Source organism: Streptomyces sp. NPDC040545 (assembly GCF_055595065.1).
Genome location: NZ_JBVIWA010000002.1, coordinates 300,884 through 322,374, shown reverse-complemented (window position 1 = coordinate 322,374; position 21,491 = coordinate 300,884). Strand labels below are relative to the sequence as shown.

At 72.6% G+C, this 21,491-nt stretch carries 19 protein-coding genes; 9 read left to right on the top strand and 10 right to left on the bottom strand.

Annotated features, from left to right (window positions below):
* Positions 1 to 20: 20 nt before the first annotated feature.
* The 4 genes from ACZ573_RS06380 to ACZ573_RS06365 form a co-directional block, all read right to left on the bottom strand.
* Entirely contained in the window at positions 21 to 3,044 is a 3,024-nt protein-coding gene (locus tag ACZ573_RS06380; protein WP_471299792.1) for an alpha-mannosidase, read from the bottom strand.
* A gap of 79 nt (positions 3,045 to 3,123) precedes the next feature.
* Positions 3,124 to 4,002: a carbohydrate ABC transporter permease gene (locus tag ACZ573_RS06375; RefSeq protein WP_471299789.1), complete on the bottom strand. Its 879-nt coding sequence runs from the start codon at positions 4,000 to 4,002 to the stop codon at positions 3,124 to 3,126.
* Positions 3,999 to 4,892: a carbohydrate ABC transporter permease gene (locus ACZ573_RS06370; RefSeq protein ID WP_471299787.1), complete on the bottom strand. Its 894-nt coding sequence runs from the start codon at positions 4,890 to 4,892 to the stop codon at positions 3,999 to 4,001. The genes ACZ573_RS06375 and ACZ573_RS06370 overlap by 4 nt, the downstream gene beginning before the upstream one ends.
* Before the next feature lie 89 nt (positions 4,893 to 4,981).
* Complete coding sequence (locus ACZ573_RS06365; RefSeq protein WP_471299784.1) at positions 4,982 to 6,316, bottom strand: ABC transporter substrate-binding protein; 1,335 nt, start codon at positions 6,314 to 6,316, stop codon at positions 4,982 to 4,984.
* Positions 6,317 to 7,100: 784 nt separating this feature from the next.
* Between ACZ573_RS06365 and ACZ573_RS06360 the strand changes: the two genes are divergently transcribed.
* The 3 genes from ACZ573_RS06360 to ACZ573_RS06350 all read left to right on the top strand — a co-directional run bounded on the left by ACZ573_RS06360 (position 7,101) and on the right by ACZ573_RS06350 (position 8,012).
* The gene (locus ACZ573_RS06360) at positions 7,101 to 7,391 is read left to right on the top strand and encodes a hypothetical protein (protein WP_471299783.1); all 291 of its coding nucleotides are present in this window, start codon (positions 7,101 to 7,103) and stop codon (positions 7,389 to 7,391) included.
* A 9-nt stretch (positions 7,392 to 7,400) separates the two neighbouring features.
* Positions 7,401 to 7,769, top strand: coding sequence for a VOC family protein (locus ACZ573_RS06355; protein WP_471299780.1), 369 nt, complete (start codon positions 7,401 to 7,403; stop codon positions 7,767 to 7,769).
* Between the two features lie 66 nt (positions 7,770 to 7,835).
* A complete protein-coding gene (locus tag ACZ573_RS06350) occupies positions 7,836 to 8,012 on the top strand; it encodes a helix-turn-helix domain-containing protein (protein ID WP_471299777.1) in 177 nt (58 codons plus the stop codon).
* Positions 8,013 to 8,055: 43 nt separating this feature from the next.
* On the opposite strand, the gene ACZ573_RS06345 is transcribed toward ACZ573_RS06350, so the two are convergent.
* Positions 8,056 to 8,421, bottom strand: a complete 366-nt coding sequence (locus ACZ573_RS06345) for a hypothetical protein (protein ID WP_471299776.1) — start codon at positions 8,419 to 8,421, stop codon at positions 8,056 to 8,058.
* Positions 8,422 to 8,609: 188 nt separating this feature from the next.
* Between ACZ573_RS06345 and ACZ573_RS06340 the strand changes: the two genes are divergently transcribed.
* From ACZ573_RS06340 to ACZ573_RS06330, 3 genes are all read left to right on the top strand, one after another.
* Positions 8,610 to 9,080 (top strand): universal stress protein, encoded by a 471-nt coding sequence (locus ACZ573_RS06340; protein ID WP_471299773.1) that lies wholly within the window; start codon positions 8,610 to 8,612, stop codon positions 9,078 to 9,080.
* 71 nt (positions 9,081 to 9,151) lie between these two features.
* Complete coding sequence (locus ACZ573_RS06335; protein WP_471299770.1) at positions 9,152 to 9,340, top strand: hypothetical protein; 189 nt, start codon at positions 9,152 to 9,154, stop codon at positions 9,338 to 9,340.
* A gap of 320 nt (positions 9,341 to 9,660) precedes the next feature.
* Positions 9,661 to 10,263, top strand: coding sequence for a GNAT family N-acetyltransferase (locus ACZ573_RS06330; RefSeq protein WP_471299768.1), 603 nt, complete (start codon positions 9,661 to 9,663; stop codon positions 10,261 to 10,263).
* A 157-nt stretch (positions 10,264 to 10,420) separates the two neighbouring features.
* Here ACZ573_RS06330 and ACZ573_RS06325 read toward each other — a convergent pair whose 3' ends face one another.
* The 3 genes from ACZ573_RS06325 to ACZ573_RS06315 are packed head-to-tail and all read right to left on the bottom strand — an operon-like array spanning position 10,421 to position 12,931.
* On the bottom strand, positions 10,421 to 11,239 hold the full coding sequence (locus ACZ573_RS06325; RefSeq protein ID WP_471299765.1) for an alpha/beta fold hydrolase: 819 nt from the start codon (positions 11,237 to 11,239) through the stop codon (positions 10,421 to 10,423).
* Between the two features lie 13 nt (positions 11,240 to 11,252).
* Positions 11,253 to 12,215, bottom strand: a complete 963-nt coding sequence (locus ACZ573_RS06320) for a serine/threonine dehydratase (protein WP_471299762.1) — start codon at positions 12,213 to 12,215, stop codon at positions 11,253 to 11,255.
* 14 nt (positions 12,216 to 12,229) lie between these two features.
* Positions 12,230 to 12,931 (bottom strand): TetR/AcrR family transcriptional regulator, encoded by a 702-nt coding sequence (locus tag ACZ573_RS06315; RefSeq protein WP_471299759.1) that lies wholly within the window; start codon positions 12,929 to 12,931, stop codon positions 12,230 to 12,232.
* A gap of 156 nt (positions 12,932 to 13,087) precedes the next feature.
* Between ACZ573_RS06315 and ACZ573_RS06310 the strand changes: the two genes are divergently transcribed.
* Complete coding sequence (locus ACZ573_RS06310) at positions 13,088 to 14,764, top strand: ricin-type beta-trefoil lectin domain protein (protein WP_471299756.1); 1,677 nt, start codon at positions 13,088 to 13,090, stop codon at positions 14,762 to 14,764.
* Positions 14,765 to 14,779: 15 nt separating this feature from the next.
* Positions 14,780 to 17,122: an alpha-N-acetylglucosaminidase gene (locus ACZ573_RS06305; protein WP_471299754.1), complete on the top strand. Its 2,343-nt coding sequence runs from the start codon at positions 14,780 to 14,782 to the stop codon at positions 17,120 to 17,122.
* Between the two features lie 48 nt (positions 17,123 to 17,170).
* Here ACZ573_RS06305 and ACZ573_RS06300 read toward each other — a convergent pair whose 3' ends face one another.
* A complete protein-coding gene (locus tag ACZ573_RS06300) occupies positions 17,171 to 18,409 on the bottom strand; it encodes an MFS transporter (RefSeq protein ID WP_471299751.1) in 1,239 nt (412 codons plus the stop codon).
* A gap of 219 nt (positions 18,410 to 18,628) precedes the next feature.
* Between ACZ573_RS06300 and ACZ573_RS06295 the strand changes: the two genes are divergently transcribed.
* Positions 18,629 to 20,251 (top strand): molybdopterin-dependent oxidoreductase, encoded by a 1,623-nt coding sequence (locus tag ACZ573_RS06295; RefSeq protein WP_471299749.1) that lies wholly within the window; start codon positions 18,629 to 18,631, stop codon positions 20,249 to 20,251.
* Here the strand turns inward: ACZ573_RS06295 and ACZ573_RS06290 are convergent.
* Positions 20,213 to 21,490 (bottom strand): cytochrome P450 family protein, encoded by a 1,278-nt coding sequence (locus tag ACZ573_RS06290; RefSeq protein WP_471299747.1) that lies wholly within the window; start codon positions 21,488 to 21,490, stop codon positions 20,213 to 20,215. The two genes, ACZ573_RS06295 and ACZ573_RS06290, sit on opposite strands and share 39 nt — an antisense overlap.
* Position 21,491: the final 1 nt, after the last annotated feature.

Genomic DNA, 21,491 nt, shown 5'->3' with positions numbered 1-21,491 from the left:
GGGGTCCGCCGCCGGGGCGATCAGGCGCGGTGCAGGCGGACCGTGACGATCTGGAACGGGCGCAGGGTGAGCGGGACCCGGCCCTCCGGGGTGGGCACCCCCACCGCCAAGCCCGGCAGGGGCCGTTCGAGCAGATCGCTCTCGACCGCCGCCGCCACGGGGAAGTACGCGGTGAGGGTGGCCCGGGCGCGGCCGCCGCGGGACTCGTAGAGGCGGACGATCACGTCACCGCTGCGGTCCTCGGCCAGCTTGACCGCCTCGACCACCACCGCGTCCTCGTCGACGGCGACCAGCGGGGCGACCGGGCCCGCGCCGCGGACCACCCGCTCGGGCAGGTTCAGCGCGTGGCCCTCGCGGACCGCGTCCCCGATCCCGGCGCCGGGCGCGAGCGAGAAGCGCAGGGTGTGGGAGCCCTGGTCGGTCTCCGGGTCGGGGTAGCGCGGGGCGCGCAGCAGGGAGAGCCGGACCGTGGTGGTCTGGCCGCCGTCGGCCCGTACGTCCCGGGTCACGTCGTGCCCGTACGTGGAGTCGTTGAGCAGCGCCACCCCCCAGCCGGGCTCCTCCGCGTGGATCCAGCGGTGGGCGCAGATCTCGAACTTGGCCGCCTCCCACGAGGTGTTGGTGTGGGTGGCCCGGTAGACGTGCCCGAACTGGGTCTCGGAGGCGGTCCGTTCGGCCTTCACGTCCAGCGGGAAGGCGGCCTTGAGGAACTTCTCCGTCTCGTGCCAGTCCACCTCCGTGACGATGTCGACCGTCTTGGCCCCGGCCCGCAGGGTGATCTGCTGGACCGCCTCCGACCGGCCGAAGGAGCGGGTCACGCGTACGGTCGCCGACCGCGGGCCGCTTCCGGTGACCTCCAGCCGGTCCAGCTCCACGAGGTCGGTGACCTGGTTGCGGTAGAACGCGTCGATGTCCCAGGCGTCCCACATGTTCGGGAAGTCGGGGTGGATCTGGAGCAGGTTCGCCGCGCTGCCCGGCGCGACCGTCTCGCGGCGCGCCTCCAGGTCGTAGACGGAGACGATCAGGCCGCGGCGGTCGATCTCCACCAGCAGCCGGCCGTTGGCCAGGATGTGCCCGCCGCCGTGCCGCTCCTCCACCGTGACCGGCTCCCCCGCCCCGGCCGGGCGGCCGGCCCCGCCGGCCGGAACGCCGCGGCGGGCGTGCGGGGCGCAGTTGAAGACGAGCTCCTGCGTGCCCTGGCCCGCCAGGGCCTGCTGCGCGGCGAGGGTGATCCCCTGGAGCTCCTCACGGACGGCCGCGTACGTCTCGCGCGCCTCGCGGTGCACCCAGGCGATGGACGAGCCCGGCAGGATGTCGTGGAACTGGTGGAGCAGCACCGTCTTCCAGATCCGCTCCAGGTCCTCGTACGGGTACGCGTACCCCGCGACCCGCACCGCGGCCGTCGCCACCCACAGCTCGGCCTCGCGCAGCAGGGATTCGCTGCGCCGGTTGCCCTGCTTGGTCTTGGCCTGGGAGGTGTAGGTGCCGCGGTGCAGCTCCAGGTAGAGCTCACCGGCCCAGACGGGCGCGTCCGCGTACTCGGCGTGAGCCTTCTCGAAGAAGGCGTCCGGGCGCTCGATCCGGACCCTCGGGGAGCCTTCGAGATCCCGCTGGCGGCGGGCGCGGGCGAGGTGTTCGCGGGTGGGGCCACCACCGCCGTCACCCCAGCCGAAGGGGACCAGCGAGCGCGAACCGTGGCCCTTCTCGCGGTAGTTGCGGGCGGCGTGGGCCAGCTGGGCGCCGCCGAGGTCGGAGTTGTAGGTGTCGGCGGGCGGGAAGTGGGTGAAGACGCGGGTGCCGTCGATGCCCTCCCACCAGAAGGTGTGGTGCGGGAACCTGTTGGTCTGGGACCAGGAGATCTTCTGGGTCAGGAACCACTTGGAGCCGGAGAGCTTGACGATCTGCGGCATCGCGGCGGTGTAGCCGAAGGAGTCGGGGAGCCAGACGTTCTGCGTCTCGATGCCGAATTCGTCGAGGAAGAACTTCTTGCCGTAGAGGAACTGGCGGGCCATGGCCTCGCCGCCGACCATGTTGGTGTCGGACTCCACCCACATGCCGCCGACCGGCACGAACTGCCCGTCCGCGATCTTCTTCTTGACCCGCTCGAAGAGCTCGGGCCGGTACGTCTTGATCCAGTCGAGCTGCTGCGCCTGCGACATCGCGAAGACTAGCTCGGGGTGCTGGTCCATCAGGTTGACCATGTTGGAGGCCGTGCGCGAGACCTTGCGGACCGTCTCGCGCAGCGGCCACAGCCACGCGGAGTCGATGTGGGCGTGGCCGACCGCGCTGATCCGGTGCGCGGAGGCGTTGGCCGGGGCGGCGAGCACCCGGGCCAGACACCCGCGGGCGGCGGCCGCCGTGCCGGGCACGTCGTCGAGGTCGAGGGCGTCCAGCGCCGCGCCGAGGGCCCGCAGGATCCCGGCCCGGCGGGCGTCGGCAGTGTCGAGCTGCGTCATCAGGTCGTAGAGCACCTCCAGGTCCTGGACCAGCTCCCAGACCTCCGTCTCGAAGACGGTGAGCTCCATCCGCGCGAGCCGGTACAGGGGCTGGTCGCCGCTGGTCGGCAGGTCCCCCTCGTACGTGGCCGCGTGGTCGACCAGGACCGGGTTGGAGGCGGCCTCGACGTACCACTCGACCTGCTCGCCGCCCTCGGCGCGGTCGGCCACGCGTACCCAGTCGTTGTACGGGTTGAGGGCCTTGACCTCGCCGCCGTCGGCCCGGTGGACCAGTCCCTCGCACTGGAACCCGGGCATCATCCGGTCGAAGCCGAGGTCGAGGACGGCTTCCACTGTGCGGCCGGCCCAGTCCTCCGGGACGGTGCCGGTGACCCTGAACCAGGTGGTGCCCCAGGCCGGGCCCCACGGGTCGCCGACCGCGCAGGGCTCGTAGGCCGCCGCGAGCCCTTCGGCGACGGGGACGGGCTCGCCGGGAGCCTCCCAGCGCTCGACGGTCAGCGGGACCGCGCGGGAGTGGACGGCGGGCTTGACGCGCTCCTTGAGAACCCGGCGGAGGCGGTGTTCGGTGATGCTGCGGTCGTCATGCATGACTGCTGCTCCAGGGAGGGTGGTCGGTGCGGACGTATCGGTAGGGACGTGTCCCGGTGCGGAGGGCGGGCGGGCCGGCTCAGGTCTTGACGGCTCCCTCGCCCACGCCCTTGAAGAAGAAACGCTGGAGGACGAAGAAGAGCAGCATCATCGGGAGGAGCGCGGCCATCGCGCCGGCGGCGACGAGCCGCTGGTCGTTGACGGTGGTGGCGCCGGCCAGGGTCTTCAGGCCGAGCTGGAGGGTGTAGTGGTCGCTGTTCGTGAGGACCAGCAGGGGCCACAGGAAGTCGTCCCACGCGCCCATGAAGCTGGTGATGCAGACGACGGCGAGGGCGCCCTTGGCGGCGGGGAGGAAGACCCGGGTGAAGCGCGTCCATTCGCCCGCCCCGTCCAGGACCGCGGCCTCCTCGACCTCCCGGGGCACGGCGAGGAAGGCCGCCCGCATGACCATGATGTTGAGCACGGAGACCGCGCCGGGCAGCCAGACGCCGATGAGGGTGTCGACCAGGCCCATCTCGCGGACGGTGAGGAACATCGAGATCATCACGGACTCGAAGGGGAACATCAGGGTCGCCACCAGCACGGTGAAGACGGCCTGCCGGCCCTTCCAGCCGGCCCGGGAGAGGGCGTAGCCGCCCATCGCCGCGAAAAGCATGTTCGAGGTGATCGCGAGGGCGGCGACGGTGAGGGTGTTGCCGGCGTACTGCAGCAGCGGGAAGGACTCGGCGACCCGGACGTAGTTGTCGAGGGTGGGCTGCGCGGGCAGCACGCCGTCGTACACGTTCTCGGTGCGGCCGCGTATCGAGGTCAGGAACTGCCAGACGATCGGGCCCAGCATGACCACGAGCATCAGCACGAGCGTGGCGTACCGGCCGGCCAGGCCGATCCGGTGGCGTCTGCGGGCGGCGGCGGTGCGCCGGGGCGGTCGCCCGGTCCCGGCGGAGGAGGGTGTGCTCATCGCTCGTCCCCCTTCGACAGACGGCGGCCCAGCAGACTGAAGACCAGGGTCAGGAGGAACAGCAGGATGGAGATGGCGGAGGCGTAGCCGGTCTCGCCGGAGAAGCCGAGGCCGACCTGCCGGATCAGGAAGGGCAGGGTGCGGGCGCCGCCGCCGGGACCGCCGCTCTCGCCGCCGAGTATGTAGATCTCGGTGAACACGCGCAGCGCCGAGATGGCGGAGAGGGTGCCGACCAGCAGCATCATCGGCTTCACCTGGGGCACGGTGATGCTGAAGAAACGGCGGACGGGGCCGGCGCCGTCGATCGCGGCCGCCTCGTGGAGGGTGGCGGGAACGTTCCCGAGGGCCGCCAGGTAGAAGACCATGTAGTAGCCGAGGCCCTTCCACACGGTCACGATCATCGCGGAGACCAGCAGCATCGCCGAGTCCGTGAGGAACGGGACCGGCTCGGAGACCAGGTGCAGCCGCTGGAAGACGGTGTTGACGAGACCGTCGCTGCGCAGCACCCACTGCCAGATCAGCCCGACGACGACGGCGGAGGCGATCACCGGGGTGTAGAAGGCGGAACGGAAGAAGCCGATACCGGGGATCTTCGCCTGTACGAGGACCGCGAGGGCCAGCGGCAGGAGGACCAGGCAGGGGACGACGACCACGAGGTACAGCACGCTGTTGCCGGTCGCGACCCAGAAGTCGGGGTCGGCGAAGGCGCGCCGGTAGTTGTCGAGGCCGACGAAGCTGCCGCCGCGCAGGATCTGGGCGTCGGTGAGGGAGAGGACGACGGTGTTGACGAACGGCCAGAGGCTGAACAGCGTCACCATCGCCAGGCCGGGCGCGAGGAACAGGTAGGGGGTCCACCACCTGCGGTGGGGCAGTCCGGTCTCGGTCTCCATGGCCCGCAGGGCACGCCGCCTGCGGGCCGCTCCGCGACGCCGTTCGTATGCCGTGCCGCCGCCCCGCGGCTCGCCTGCGGCGCCGCCGGTCACTTCTGGGCCGCGGCGGCAAGGAGCTTGTTCGCCGCTTCCTGCGCCTTCTGCACGGCTGTCCGGGGGTCCTGTTCGCCCTTGATGGCCTTCTGCATCTCCCGTACGACGGCGTCGCCGACCTGATTGGTCCACTGGACGGGGGTGTTGGCGTCGAGCGCGGCGGTCCGCAGCTGGTCGGCGCCGACCGCGCGGGCGAGGGTCTCCGCGTCCTTGCCGTCGCCCTTGTCGGAGAAGAACGGGTCGGCGAGGCCCTGGGCGTTGGACGGGTAGATGGTGGCCTTCCTGGAGAACTCCACCTGGTTGGGGCCGTTGGTGACCCACTTGGCGAACTCGGCCGCCGCGTCGACGTGCTTGGTGTCCTTCCTGATGCCGAGCGACTGGGCGTAGATGCCGATGTGGCCGAGCTCGCCGGTGACGGCTCCTGCGACCTGGGTCTTGGCGTAGATCTGCGGGGCGTTCTGCTTGATGTCCTTGACGAAGCCCGGGGATCCCGGACCGAAGACGAGCTTGCCGCTGCCGTAGAGCTGGTTGATGTCGTCGGACTTGAGGAGGGACTCCTTGGGCATGGCGCCCTTGGCGTAGAGGTCCTTCATCCGCTCCACCCACCGGACGGCCCGGTCCGTGTCGAAGGTGAAGCGGTCGCGCTTCTCGCTGAGGATCGGGATGCCCATCTTCTGCCAGTCCCCGGGCAGCCGGCCCTTGGGGTCGGCCATGAAGGCGGAGTACTGGCCGCCGGACGAGGCGGCGATCCGCTCGGCGTAGTCGAAGAACTGCTCCACACCGGTCGGCGGCGCGGCCGGGTCCAGGCCTGCCCTCTCGAAGAGCTCTCTGTTGTAGGTGAGGATCTCCGGGGTCACGTACCAGGGGTACGCGTACACGCTGTCGCCCTTGCCGGGCAGTTTGAACTGCTCCCAGGCGCCGGGGACGTACTCCTTGGCCGACGCGCCGTCGAGGGCGGCCACGTCGGCGAGCATGCCCCGGTCGCCGAGGAGCTGGAAGGAGTCGGTGGAGAGGTTGACCACGTCGGGGAGGGCTCCGGCCTGCGCGTCCGCGACGAGTTTCTCGTTGTAGCCGTCGCCGGGGACGTCCTCCCAGGTGACCTTGACCTCGGGGTGGCGCTGTTCGAAGGCGTCGATGACCCCCTGTACGTAGGCCGTGAAGGTGGGCTTCAGCTGGAGGGTCCGGAAGGTGATCTCGCCGGCCACCCTGCCCGTCCGCTGCGCCTCCTTCGCGTCGGCGGCTCCGCCGTCGAGGCCGCACGCGGCGGTCGAGAGGAGGGTTCCCGTCGCGAGCAGGGCAACAGCGATACGGGTCGGGTTCGAACGGGTCATCGTCGCCGCCTTTGCAGAAGTCCGGCCTCGTCGCCGGAGGCGGTGCCCACGGTCGTCCGAAAGCAAGACCTCGTCAATGAGGCAGGAGGACGGCTGGCCGGTGACGCATTGGTGCGGAATGGCACGACCGTCCGGAACACGTCGCGGAGGCCTCGATCACTACCACCGCCACCTGGACTGATGCGCTTTAGTGCAAAGACAGTTGGAGCTGGTATCGATTCCATAACGGAGCTGCTTGTGCGTCAAAGGTTGACTTCTTATCGATGGTTCACGACGGGTATCCACTAATGCGCTTTACCCGCACGCCGCGAAACCGCTTTAGCCGGCGCCCCCGGCGACGCGCACGGAGCCGGGTTGTGCGAGCGACGGACGCCCGTCCAGATTTCGCCTCGAACGGCGTGTAGCTCAGCAGCCAGAGCACCGACCTGCAGCGTACGGGGGCGGGGCCGGCCGTCCGGGGCCGCTCGCCGGTGTGCGGCTCCGGCGGGACCTGGCCCTGGCGGGCCTCCCCGACGGTGAGGACGACCGTACGGCCGTCCGGATCGGTCAGCGTGTGCCGGCCCGGCGGCAGGAACCCGGCACCGTTCGGCGGGCCGGCGGCGGTTCTCCTCGACCCGCTCCTCGCAACGGTGTGACCACCCGGGGCACTTGACCGCGGCAGCACTCTGCAGCACCCGTAACACCTCGCCCTGGGCGCCCCCTTGGGCCTTCTCCCACCTGCCGCGACACGCGCCGGCAGGGAAGGTCATCTTAAATCCCTACCACGTCTGCGTACGCTGTCCCCATGACCGACAGCATCCCTGCCGACCAGCACGTGCACGATGACCTGCGCATCTTGACCGTCGAGTACCTGAGCACGGTCCGGGCGCGCCTGGCCGGTATCGAGACTCCCGTCGCGCGGGAACGGGCCGCACGGCTGTTCACCGATCAGTTGCTGCCCCACGTGGCGAAGACGGTCAAGGACATCCGCACCACGGCCGTGGGCGAGCTGCGTCAGGGGCGCACCCTGCGGGAAGTGTCGGAACTGATAGGCCTGTCCGTGCCACGGGTCGACCAACTCCTCAAGGGAAAGTGAGGAGTTGCCGTGCCCCCTCTGATGAGGCTCGCCGCGATCACCCTCGACTGCGCCGATCCCCAGGCACTGGCCGCCTTCTACGCGCGGGCCACCGGGTTCGAGCCGCACCCCGGGTCGGACACCGACTTCGCCGGACTCACCCGCGAGGACGGGCTGTTCCTCGGATTCCAGCGGGTGGACGGCTACCGGCCCCCGCAGTGGCCCGACCGGTCGCCGCCCCAGCAGTCGCACCTCGACTTCACGGTCGACGACCTCGACGAGGCCGAGGCCGTGCTGCTGGAGCTGGGCGCGGGCCGGCCTGAGTTCCAGCCGGGCGGTGACAGGTGGCGGGTCCTCACCGACCCGGCCGGGCACCCGTTCTGCCTGACCCTGGTCTGACGCCATGCGGCCTTCGGGGCGGTGGGCGTGCCCGCCTACCCGCACGGGGGTGGTGAGTCAGCCGGCGTGCACCTCCTGCGCGCCACCGATCTGCCGCTCCGCTCGGTCGCGGCACGGGTCGGGTACAGCGATATGCGCGCGCTGCGCCGGGCGGTGCGCCGGTGGGAGGGGCGGGCCCCGCGCGACATCCGCAACGAAGCGGGCGTCGCGGCAACGCCGATGGGCGCCGACGCGGGCAACTGACCCGTGCCCGGCGGCCGGCGGCCCGCCTCGACCGCCGGGCCGGTCACTTCATGGGGTACTGGGTCTTCTCCGCGAGCTTGCCGTCCTTGAAGCAGAAGCGCAGCACGGTCTCTTCGCCGTTCTTGGCCTCGCCGCTGGATATGTACCAGGAGCAGGTGCTGCCCTCGGGCTCGGCCGGTCCGCCCTCCTTGAGGGCGCTCTTGACGAAGCTGTCGCCGGACGGGAGCTTGCCGCGGACCTCGCTCTCCGCGTCCCCGGTCTTCACGGCCTCGTAGACCGCGGGGTCGACCAGGGTCTTGTCGGCCATCTCGAGGACCTTCCCCATCCCGAAGACCAGTGCCACGAGGAGGCCCACGCCGAGTACCAGCGCCACCCCGCACCCGATCAGACAACCCTTGCGCTGAGCCACGCCCGTTCCTCCATGCCGTTCGTGTCCGGCGGCGATCGCCTGGACACTCACACCCTGGCAAGGGGCGGGGCCGCGGGCTGCCCTCGAAAGTCGTCGGTGCTCGCAACGATCGTCGTTCGAGGTCGGAGCCACCGCTGCGTGTATACAGGGAGGAGATCGACCATCCGGACGAACCCAGAGGAACCACCGTGAGCGAGCCCACCATCGAGCCGCTGATCGTCGTCGGCGTGGACGGGTCGAACCATTCCAAGGAGGCGCTGCGCTGGGCGGTCGCGCAGGCCGCGATGACGGGCGGCCGGGTGCACGCCGTCATGGCCTGGGAGTGGAACCGCAATCCGTTCGCCGTCAACCCGATGGCCTCCGAGACCGCCGACGCGCAGGCGGTGACGGCCGAGGAGACCGCCCGCCGGAAGCTGGCGGACACGGTCGCCGCGGCCGTCGGCACCTCGCCCGGCGTACCGGTGTTCCGGCGCGTCGAGCAGGGGTCCCCGGCGCAGGTCCTGGTCGACGCCTCGAAGGAGGCGGACCTGACGGTGGTCGGCACCCGCGGGTACGGGGGCTTCAAGGGCGCGCTGCTGGGGTCGGTGAGCCAGCAGGTCGTGCAGTACTCCGCCGGCACGGTCGTGATCGTCCGCGAGGGCGCGGACGATCACGACTGACGGCCTCCGTCCTCTCGTTGCCGCCGGCGATGTACCGTGCCGGAGGCCATCGCAGCAGGAGGGGGAGCAGCGTGAACAGGAGGCGGTACGTAGCCAGGGGCGTACCCGGGGGCTACCGCATCTGGGACAACAAGGGGCGGCGATGGTGGGGCGACCACTACGAGCTCTGCCCCGACGGTCTCCTGGTCGAGCTGAACGGCGCTGCCGACCCTGCGAAGATCACCGCTCTTCTCAAGCGGTACAGGGCACAGAGGCGCTGAGCCATCGTGCCCCACACATACCGGGAGGAGCGCCACGTCCGGATGGATGTGCTGCTCGTCGAGCTCTTCCAAGCCGAGGTCGAGTTTCAGTTCGAAGCAACCGTGCCAATCGCGGCCATCGATCAGTGGCTGTGACCCGCGGCCGCAGCAGCCTTCGGTCAACCCTTTGCCGAGGAGCCGACAGACCAGCTACGTTCTCCCAGCCGTCCATGTTGATCCGGACCGGCACGTCGACGGGGAGGTGTGGAGCACATGCGCAGGAGTGGCCAGCAGTTGAGCCCGCGTACTGACCTTTGCCACCTCCTCACGACGGAGACACCTTGTCGCTCCGCATCACCCCACTGACCGACCCCGCTCACGGGGCGCACAGCCGACGCCTTGCATGGCTGGCGTCCGACGCCGATGCCAACCCTGTCGGGACGGCCTTTCTGCGCCTGTTCGATGGCGGACAAGAGCACCTGGCCGAACTGACCCTCCACGTCCACCCCGTGGAGCGCCGCAAGGGCGTCGGCTCCCGTCTCCTCGACACTGCCGTGGCCGCCGCCCGGGACAACGCCCGGCGCTGCGTCGTGGCGCAGGCCGGGGCCGGATCGCCCGTCGAACGGCGCGGCGACCACCTGCACACCGTCGTCGCCATCGACACCTCCAACGGCTCGATCGCCGGGTTCACCGAACTCGTCGTGCCCGGCGGCGGCACAGGTGATGCCCAGCACTACGGCACCGGCGTGCTGCCCGAGCACCGCGGACACGGCCTCGGCCGCTGGATGAAGGCCGAGTCGATCCGACAAGCCCACGGGCACTACCCGGACCTCGGCGGCCTCCTGACCGACACCGCCGACAGCAACACGCACATGAGACACATCAGCGACAGCCTCGGCTACCTGCCCACGCACACGACACTGCAGTATCAGCTCGACCTGTAGAGACGCGCGGACGGGCCGGACCTGGGGATCACCTCGTCCGGCCCGTCGGCACCTTCACAACAGGCCCTGACGCGGCATGAGTTTCCCTGCTTCTTCAAGGCACCCGCCACGCACGCGGGCCCGCCGCCCCGCCCTGCGGCGGCGGGTCGGGCTCCCCTCACCCCGACGGGCGCTTCCCGCGGCGGGCGGCGGACGAGGCGTCGCGGGACCCGAGGAGGAGTTCGAGAAGTCGGCCCGGCGCCCGTAGCGGGAGGTAGTGATCGCTGTCGGCGACCACCTCCAGCCGCGCGCCGGGGATGCCGTCGGCGAGCCGCCCGGCGATGACGGCGATCTCCGGGTGGTCGTGATCGCCGACGACGATCACCGTCGTCGCCTCGATCCGGTCCAGACGGCCGACGGCGTCCTCGTCGGGGTCGAGCGCGTGTCCCTTCTCGGCGGTGGCCCTGATTCCGGCGTTCTCCCGCACCATGGGTTCGATGACGTCGAAACCCGGGGCCCGGTCGCCCAGGCTCGCCCAGACCGTGAGTTCCAGCTCGGCGATGCGGCCTGCGTCCGATCCGCGTTGCGCCACGGTGTACGCGTCCGTCTCGGGGCTCCGGGGCCACTCGTGCCCGCCGGCGGACGCCGCGATCAGCGTCAGCGAGCTGACCCGCTCCGGGTGTTCCAAGGTGAAGTCGAGCGCCACCTCTCCTCCCATGCTCAAGCCGACGAGCTCCGCGGACCGGAAGCCGAACCGGTCCAGGACCGCCAGCAGGTCGTCCTCGTAGCGGAACGGCGCGGTCGCAGGCGTCGAGCGTCCATGACCCCTGGCGTCGTAACGAACCACGGTGTGATGCCGTGCCAGCGTGGCGAAAACGCGGTTCCACAGGCGGCTGTCGTGGACCGATCCGTGGAGCAGGACGAGCGGGGTGCCGTCCCCGGCCCTCTCGGCCCAGATGCGGCCGCCCGCGACGGGTATCAGCTGGGTGGTCGTCATACCTGCGATTCGATCACACAGTCGAGGTCGGCGGCTGTTCCATCAGGTCCCGGGGGTCCGTGTTGGCGCCGCAGAGGATGACGGCGACGCGGTCGCCCAGCGGCCGGGGCGCAGCGCGCAGGGCCGCCGCGGCGGTGGCCGCGCCCGCCTCGACCACGATGCGGTGCTCCTCCCAGAGCGCGCGCCGGGCGGCCGTGATCTCCGTGTCGGACACGAGGACCGACGTCACGTTCTTCTCCTGTGCGGCGGCCAGCGCGTCCGCCGAGACCCGGGTGGCTCCCAGGGAGTCGGCGGCCACGGATTCCACGGCCACGTCCACGACCCGGCCCGCCTCCAGTGCCGCGTTCAGGGCCCGGCAGTTCTCCGGCTCGACCGCGACCACCCGTACGCCGTGTTCGCGCGCGGCCGTGGCGACCCCGGCGAACAGTCCGCCGCCGCCCACCGCGACGACCACCGTGTCCAGGCCGGGCAGGGCGGCCCGGATCTCCTCCAGCAGGGTCCCGGCGCCCGCCGCGATGAGCGGGTGGTCGTAGGCGTGGCTGCTCAGCGCCCCGCTCTCGGCGGCGAACTCCTCGCAGGCGGCCAGCGCCTGGGCGTACCGGTCGCCGACGAGCCGCACCTCGGCCCCGTACCCGCGCAGCCGTTCCACCTTCACCCGCGGGGCGTTGGCGGGCAGGAACACGGTCGCGGGCACGGACAGCGCGCGGGCCGCCCAGGCGCAGGCGAGCCCGGCGTTGCCGCCGGAGGCGATGGTGACTCCGGCGGCCGGGAGGGCGCCGGTCTCGTGGTGGGCGGCGAGGAAGTTACGGGCGCCGCGCGCCTTGAAGGAGCCGGTGTGCTGGAGGTACTCCAGCGCGTACCAGACCCCCGCTTCGGCGGCGGGCGCCACCGTGACGGGGCGAATTCCGCCCGCGATCCGGGCGGCGGCGGCGCGGACGGCCGCGTGGTCGAGCTGCTGGGCCGGTGCTGCGTGCATGGGCTGTCTCCCCATCAGGTGCGGGTGGTGGACCGGGCGGACCGGGGGGAGCGGGCGGAGCGGGCGGAGCGGGTAGGCCGGGTGGGCCGCGCCGCTTCGATCAGCTGGCGCAGGGCCCCGTAGTAGACCTCGTGGTCCGTCAGGGCGGGCAGTACGTCGGGCAGGCCGCCCGCGAGCACCGGGAACTCCCCGGGATCCAGCGCGGCCAGGGCCGCCCGCGAGGCGGCGGTGGCCGCTGCCGGATCCCGCTGGTCGACGAAGGCCGCGCTGCCCAGGGTGAGCAGGTACATGCGGCGGTAGACGGTCATCGCCTCGGCGGCGGTCATCCCGGCGGCCATGCTGTCGGCGAGGGCCGGCTCGACGAGCCGGGCCAGCAGCTGACGCCCGAGCCAGGGCCGGCTGCCGCGCAGCACCAGCAGTCCGGGGTGGGCGGTGAGCAGCAGGTACAGGGCACGGAACCGCTGTTCGGTGGCCTGGGCCCAGTCCGTGCCGGCGGGAATCTCCGGGAGCTGCCCGGCGAGGTGCTCGGTGCACAGGTCGAGCAGGCCGGCGAGGTCGGTGCAGCGGCGCTGCACGGTGGCGTGGGAGACCTCCAGCCGGTCGGCGAGGGTGCGGAAGCTCAGATGGCCGGGCCCCTGCTCGTCGAGGATCCGCAGGGCGGCGACGGCGATGGCCTCCGGGGTCGCACGGTCCAGGGCGGCTGATCTTCGCGGCATAAGATACACCGTAACATACGACGTATCTTCACTTTCGTGTGACACCGATTGCAGCCATATTGCTGGTCATCGGCTGACAATCGGCCACTTGTGTTGACAGTGGGTAATCGCCTCGCTGCACTGGGCGCACGACTGCCCCCACGTCAAGGAGACTCCGTGCCGCCTCGCCTGCGTGCAACGCTCCCCTGCCTGACCGCGGCCGCCCTGTTCGCCCTCGCGCTCTCCCCCGCCCCGGTGGCGGCCGAGCCCCGGGCGACCTCGGACACCCCGCTCGCGCTCACCCCTCCCATGGGCTGGAACAACTGGGCGCACTACATGTGCGACATCGACGAGGCCAAGGTGGTGGCCAACGCCGACGCGCTCGTGTCCACCGGGCTCGCCGCCAAGGGCTACGACACGGTGACCGTCGACGACTGCTGGATGACCAAGAGCCGTGACGCGCAGGGCAGTCTGGTCGTCGACACGGCGAAGTTCCCGCACGGCATGGCCTGGCTGGGCGAGTATCTGCACGCCAAGGGCCTGAAGTTCGGCATCTACCAGGACGCGGGCTCCCTCACCTGCGAGAAGTACCCGGGCAGCGGCGCCCCCCAGGGCGGCGGCGCGGACCACTACGCGCAGGACGCCCGGCAGTTCGCCTCCTGGGAGGTGGACTACGTCAAGATGGACGGCTGCAACCTCTGGGTCCCGGAGGGCGCGACCAAGGAGGAGGCGTACCGCGACGCGTACAACGCCGTCGCGAAGGCCCTGCGGGAGAGCGGCCGGGACATGGTCCTGTCGGCCTCCGCGCCCGCCTACTTCCAGCAGGGCGAGTGGGGCGGCTCCGACTGGCACAAGGTCCTCGGCTGGGTCGGCGAGACCGGCCAGCTGTGGCGCGAGGGCAAGGACATCAAGGTCTACAACCCGGCCGCACCCGCCACCTCGCGGTGGAGCGCGGTGCTGGGCAACTACGGCTACAACCGCTGGCTCGGCCGGTACGCGGGCCCCGGCAACTGGAACGACCCCGACTTCCTGATCGCGGGCGCCCCTGGGCTCACCGCCACCGAGAGCCGCAGCCAGGTCGCCCTGTGGGCCATGATGGCGTCCCCCTTCATCCTGTCGTCCGACGTCTCGAAGCTGACCCCGGCGGGCCTCACGGCCCTCGGCAACACGCGGATGATCGCACTGGACCAGGACCCGATGGGCCGTCAGGGCTCCGTGGTCTCCTCCAACGCCACCTTCGAGATCCTGGTGCGGCCGCTCGCGAACGGCGACCGCGCGGTGGCCGTGCTCAACCGCTCCGCCGCCACCCGGGACATCAACGTGCCGCTCGACGAGATCGGCCTGAGCGACTGCACCGCCGGTGCCCAGGACCTGTGGACCGGCACGACCCGCGACGTCACCGAGACGCTGACCGGCAAGGTGGCCGGGCACGACACCGGGGTCTGGCGGCTCAGCCCGCGCGGCTGCGCCGAGGCCGTGCCGACCGGGCAGATCGTCGGTGACGGCGCCCGTTGCGCCGACGGCGCCAACACCACCGGCGTCGGCGCCGTGGTGATGGCCGCCTGCACCGGAGCCCCCGACCAGCGCTGGACCGTGGGCAAGGACGCGACCCTGCGGCTGGCCGGCGAGTGCCTGTCGGCGGGTGAGGACCGCATCGTCGAACTGGCCGACTGCTCGAACCGTCCGGAGGAGCAGCCCGGCCAGAGCTGGTCGCAGCGCCGCGACGGAGCCCTCGTGGAGGAGGTCAGCGGGATGTGCCTGACGGCTCCCGCGGCCGCCGCCCCGGCCGGTCGGCTGCGGCTGACCGACTGCGGCGACCACCGGGTCGACCAGGCCTGGGCCCTGCCGGTCTGACGGCCGGGCGAACGGATGAGGAACCCGACGCATCGCAGCGGGCGCAGGCCGAAGACCCGGCGCCCGCTCGCCCTCGCCGCTCTTCCCGCGGCGCTGCTGGCGCTGATCTGCGCGGGCCCCGCGCCCGGGGCCACCGCCCCGGGCGCTGGGGCGCCCGCGCGGGCCGGCGTGACGACGGACGCGCACCCGGACGCGCACCCGGACGCGCACCCCGGTGCCGCCCCGAGTCCGGGCGGCACCGGGGTGCGCACCTTCGACGTCGCGCCCGCGCGCGCCGCGCTGCGGCGGCTGCTGCCGCGCCACTGGGGGCAGTTCACCCTGGTCGCCGACACGACCGCCGCCGCCTCCGACACCTTCACCGTGTCGGGCACCGACGGTGCGGTCACCGTGCGCGCCAGCACCGGAGCCACCCTGCTCACCGGCGTCGGCTGGTACCTCCAGCATGTCGCCGGGGTCGACATCGGCTGGCCCGGCGACAGCATCGGCATGCTGCCCGGCCGGCTGCCGGCGGTCCCCGCACCGGTCACCCGCAGCGCACAGGTCCCGCACCGGTACGCGCTGAACGACACCGACGACGGGTACTCCGGCCCGTACCGCTCCTTCGAGGAGCACCAGCGGCAGATCGACCTGCTCGCCCTGCACGGCATCAACGAGGTGTTCGTACAGGTCGGCGCCGAGTACCCGTACTACCGGGCGCTCCAGCAGTTCGGCTACTCCGCCGGGGAGCTGCGCGAGTGGATCCCCGGCCCCGGCCACCAGAGCTGGTGGCTGCTGCAGAACCTGAGCGGATTCGGCGGCCCGGTCACCGATCGGCTGATGCGCGAGCGTGCCGAGCTGGGCGGGCGGATCGCCGAGCAGTTGCGCGGGCTCGGCATGACCCCGGTGCTGCCGGGCTACTTCGGCACCGTGCCGCCCGGGTTCGCCGCGCGCAACCCGGGGGCGGCGACGGTGGCGCAGGGCGACTGGGCGGGCTTCGACCGCCCGGACTGGCTGGACCCCGCCTCGCCCGTGTTCGGGAGGCTGGCCGCCGCGTACTACGCCGAGCAGCGCGAGGTGTTCGGGGACAGCACCATGTACCGGATGAGCCCGCTGCACGAGGGCGGCCAGACGGGCTCCGTCGACGTCAGCGCCGCCGCCGGCGCCATCCAGGGCGCCCTGCACGCCGCCCACCCGGGTGCGCTGTGGGCGGTGCTGGGCTGGCAGGACGACCCCACCCCGGAGCTGCTGGCCGGGGTGGACACCTCGAAGCTGCTGATCCTGGACGGGCTGTCCGACCGGTACAACCGGCTCGACCGCGAGTCCCGCTGGGGCGGTGCCCCGTACGCGATGGGCACCATCTACAACTTCGGCGGGCACACCACGGTCGGCGCGAACAGCTCCGTGTGGATCGAGCGGTTCGGCCCGTGGCGGGACAAGGCGAACAGCGCGCTCGCCGGGATCGCCTACCTGCCGGAGGCCACGGGGACCAACCCGGCCGCCTTCGACCTCTTCACCGATCTGGCGTGGGAGCGAGGGCCGATCGACCAGCGCACGTGGTTCGCCGGCTTCGCCGCCCGCCGCTACGGCCGCCCCGACGCCGAGGCCGCCGCCGCCTGGGAGGAGCTCCGCAAAGGCCCGTACAGCACCAGCTCGGGTCTGTGGTCGGAGTCGCAGGACAGCCTGTTCACCGCCCGGCCGAGCCTGACCGCGGCGGGGGCGGCCTATTGGAGTCCCAGGTCCATGCGCTATCCGGCCGGTTCGGTGCGCAAGGCCCTGGACCACCTGCTGGAGGTGGATCCGGCGCTGCGCGGCTCCAGCGCCTACCGCTTCGACCTGGTGGACACCGCCCGGCAGGCCCTCGCCAACCACTCGCGGGTGCTGCTGCCGAAGATCCGGGCGGCCTACGAGGCCAAGGACCTGGCCCGCTTCCGGTCCCTGACGGCCGAATGGCGGGACGGGGAGCGGAAGCTGGAGGCGGTGACCGGATCCGACCCGGCCTTCCTCCTCGGCAGTCGGCTCTCCGCGGCGCGCTCCTGGGGCGCGGACCGGGCCGAGCAGGACCGGTACGAATACGACGCCCGCTCGCTGCTGAGCGTGTGGGGCCGCCGCAGCACCAGCGAGGGCGGTTTCCTGCACGACTACGCGAACCGTGAATGGAGCGGTCTGATCTCGGAGTTGTACGCACCCCGGTGGGCGCGCTACTTCGCTTCGCTGGACGAGGCGCTGGTGAAGAAGACCGCCCCGCGGGAGATCGACTGGCACGCCTTCGAGGCGGAGTGGGCGGAGCGCACCACCCACCATCCGGACCGGCCGAACGGTGACCCGTACCGGCTGGCCGCAGAGATCGCCGCGGCCCTGCCACCGGCCGCCGCCCGCTGATTCCGGCCGTCGGCCTGCCCGGACCCCGGGCAGGCCGGCGGCGCGGATTCACGGGCTTCGTTTCCGCCCCGCGCGTGCGGCTCCGGCGGCCGCCAGGCCGAGGACGGCGATCGAGGCGGCCGAGAGCAGCAGGGTCTCCCGGGCTCCGAGCCCGGCCACCAGCGGGCCGCCCAGCACGGTACCGAGCGGCACCGCGAGCACCCCGACCGCCGAGCTCGCGGCCAGCGTCTGGGGAAGCAGCTCCGGCGGGGCGGAACGCTGGAAGAGGGCGGTGGAGAGCGAGGCGTACGGAGGCCAGAGCAGCCCAGCAGCCGCGAACCCGGCGACGGCGACGGCCGTCGGCGCTCCGAGCCCCGTCGGCAGCATGAAGGCACCGACGGCGGCGACGATGCCGGTCGTGGTCGGCCACACCGGCAGGCGGTTCAGGTAGCCGGTCAGGACGGAGCCGAGGACGGCGCCGACACCGAACGCGGTGTAGAAGGCGGCCAGCAGGCCCGCCGGAGCGCCCAGCCCGTCCGACACGTACAGCGGCAGGGCGACGTACACGGGACCGAAGAGGCAGAAGAAGGCGAAGCTCAGGGCGAGCAGGCCCAGCAGGGCCGGGGTGCGGCGGATGACGGCGAAGCCCGCGGTCCGGGAAGTGCCCCCCTCGGGCGCGGGCGCGGCGTCGTGCGGCACGCCGAAGAGGAAGGTGGCGGCCAGGACGAGGAAGGTCGCCGCGTCGAAGGCGATCACCGTCGCAGCGCCACCCCACAGGATCAGGGCGCCCGCGAGCGGCGGGCCGAAGACGGTGGAGAGCGAGCGGATGCCGGACAGGACGGCGTTGCCGGCCAGGTGGTCGCGCTCCGGCAGCAGCCGGGCCAGCAAGGTGTGGACGCCGGCCTGGCCCCAGGAGTGGAGGACGGAGGACAGGGCGAGCAGGGCGACGTACAGCTCGACGCTCAGCGTCCCGAGGGCATGGCACACGGGGATCGCGCCCAGGGCGGTGGCGCGCAGCAGGGCGTCGCAGGCGACCAGTCGGGCCGGGGAGCGGTGCCGCAGGAACCGGCCGAGGAGGACGGCTCCCGCGGCGCCCGAGAGCGTGTAGGCCGCGGCCGCGAGGGCTACCCACATGCCGCGTTCCGCCGCCGGTGCGATCTCGATCGCCAGCCAGCTGACGGCGACCACGGCCATGCCGTCGCCGAGGGAGGAGACGGTGGACCCCGGTAACAGGCGGCGCAGCGTCGAGTGGGTGAGTACGGGCCGGTAGGGCGAGGCACGGATGGTGCGGTCGGGTTTCAGGAGCACGGTGTCCACGCTTCCGGGGAACGATGAGGGGTCATGTCGTCAGCGTTGCCGCGCGCCCGGCCGTCGCCGCGGCCCGTTCGCTCGGGGCATGGTCCTTTCGCCCTGGGCGCAACGCCCCGGCGCCGCCCGGCCCGGCAAGGTCAGGCCCGGCGGCACGGCGGCGGCAGGGCGGCGGCACGGCGGCCGCACAGAAGTGCCCGGGCGCGGGACACTGGCCGTGTGGAGTCAGACCCGAGCCGTTCCGTGCGCCGGCCGCGGCGCACGACGGGTGCCGTCAGCGGGATCGTCGCGGCCGTGGCCGGACTGGCGTCCGCGCAGCTGGCCGCGGCAGCCGGCCGGCCCGAGGCCTCGCCGGTCACGGCCGTCGGCGGGGCGGTGGTCGACCTGACGCCGGTGGCCGTCCGGGAATGGGCCATCCGCTTGTTCGGCACCTCCGACAAGCTGGTGCTGGGTCTCGGCATCCTCGCCGTGCTGGCCGCGGTCGCCGTCGGCACCGGGCTGCTCGCCGTACGCCACCTCCCGGCCGCGATGGCCGTCACGGGCGGTTTCGGGCTGGTGGGGGCACTGGCCGCGCTCAGCCGGCCGGACGCCTCCTGGCAGGACGCGCTGCCCTCGCTGGTGGGCGCACTGGTCTCGGCCGGGGTGCTGTACCTGCTGGTGACGGCCGGGAGGCGGACCCGCCCGGCCGGAGCCTCACAGGGCGGGGCCGGGTCGATGGACCGGCGTCGCTTCGGCCGGCTGGTGGTCGCCGTCCTGGCGGCGTCGGCCGGGGTCGGCCTCGGGGCACGGCGTCTGGGTGCGCACGGCAGCGCCGACGCCACCGCCTCCCGGGCCCGCTTCGTCCTCCCCCGGCCCACCGTGCCCGCGCCGCCGGTGCCCGCCGGGGCGGACCTGCGGGTGCCCGGGCTCGGCCCCTTCCTCACCCCGAACCAGGACTTCTACCGGGTGGACACCGCGCTGGTCGTCCCGCGCGTGGACGCGGACACCTGGCGGCTGCGCATCCACGGGGAGGGGGTGGCCCGGCCCCTGACCCTGGATCTGCGCGGGCTCCTCGCCCGCCCGGTGGCCGAGCACGACATCACCCTCACCTGTGTGTCCAACGAGGTCGGCGGCCCGTACGCGGGCAACGCCCGCTGGCTCGGCGTACGTCTCGGGGACCTGCTCCGGGAGGCGGGGGTGCGGCCGCCGTCCGAGGGCGGTCCCGCCGACCAGCTGGTGGCGCGTTCGGTGGACGGCATGACCATCGGCACGCCGGTCGAGGCCGTCATGGACGGCCGGGCGGCGCTGCTGGCCGTCGGCATGAACGGCGGGCCGCTGCCCTTCGCCCACGGGTTCCCGGTGCGGATGGTCGTGCCGGGCCTGTACGGGTACGTCTCCGCGTGCAAGTGGCTCACCGAGCTGCGGCTGACCACCTTCGCCGCCTACGACGCCTACTGGGTGCGCCGGTCCTGGGCGCAGCAGGCCGCGGTCAAGACGCAGTCGCGGATCGACACCCCGCGCCCGTACGCCGACCTGGCACCGGGCCGGGTGCCGGTCGCCGGGGTCGCATGGGCCCAGCACCGCGGGATCGAGCGGGTCCAGGTACGGGTGGACGGCGGCCCCTGGCAGGAGGCGCGGCTCGGGACGGCGGACGGCGTCGACACCTGGCGCCAGTGGGTCTGGCCGTGGGATGCCACCCCCGGGCCGCACACCCTGGAGGTCCGCGCCACGGACGGCACGGGCGCGGTGCAGACGGGTGTCCGCACCGGGACCGTGCCGGACGGGGCGACGGGGTGGCACACGGTGAACGTACGCGTCCGGGCTCTAGGAAGTGGCCTGTCGGCCGGGGCGGACGGGGAGTGAGCGGACGTTGTTGCTGATGAAGCTGTTCTGGTACGGGAGTTCGGCGTCCGGGACCGCGAGGTCGAGGTCGGGGAAGCGGGTGAAGAGGCGCTCCAGGGCGATCGTCGCCTCCAGGCGGGCGAGCGGGGCCCCGGTGCAGTAGTGGGCGCCGTGGCCGAAGGAGAGGCTGCGGGCGGCGGTGGGGCGGGTGATGTCGAAGCGGCCGGCGTCCGGACCGTGGAAGGTCTCGTCGCGGCCCGCCGCGCTGTATCCGGCGAGCACCGGGGTGCCCTGCGGGATCACGGTCCCGTCGACGGTCAGGTCGCGGGTGGGGTAGCGGAAGGGGAACCAGCTGACCGGCGTGTCCCAGCGCAGGGTCTCGTCCACCACGTCCGACCAGGTGGCCTTGGCCTCCAGGACGAGCGCGAGCTGGTCGCGGTGGGCGCACAGCGCGCGGACCGCGTTGACGACGAGGTTGAGGGTGGTCTCGTGGCCCGCGACGAGCATCAGCCGCATGGTGCCGATGAGTTCGGCCTCGGTGAGCCGGTCCCCGTCGTCCTCGCGGGCGGCTATCAGGGCGCTGGTGAGGTCCTCGCCGGGGTTCGCGGCGCGGGCGGCCGCGATGGTGCCGGTCAGGGCCATGAGTTCCTGCAGCGCGGCCATCTTCTCGGCCGGGGTGATGTCGGTGGCGATGATCACCTGGTTGGTCAGGTGGTGCAGCCGGCCCCGGTGCTCGGGGTCCACGCCGAGCAGCTCGCAGATGACGTTCATCGGGAGCGGGAGGGCGAAGTGCTCGTACAGGTCGGCGGTCCCGTCGGGGGACCCGGCCGCGGCCCGGCCGAGGTCGTCGAGGAGTCCGGCGGTCAGCTCCTCGATGCGCGGCCGCAACCGTTCCACCTGGCGGATGGTGAAGGCCTTGCCGACGAGCGCGCGCAGGCGGCGGTGATCGGCGTCGTCCGCGGTGTGCATGCCCTGGGCGTTGGCGAAGACCCGCAGCGGCCAGTCGGCGGGGATGGTGCCGTCGTTCAGGGCGGGGAAGTGCCGGGCGCCCTTGGCCACGTCGGGGTGGGCGAGGAACTCCTTCAGCGCGTCGTGCCCCAGGACGACCGCCCCGGGGACCCCTCCGGGGAGCACGACCTCCGCCACCGCGCCGTGCTCGGCGCGCAGCCGGGCGTTGAGGGCGTGCGGGCAGCCGCCGGCGGGGTCGATCACGTGCGGGGCGGCCGGGCCCTGCGGGACGGGTGAGATGTGGGACGACAAG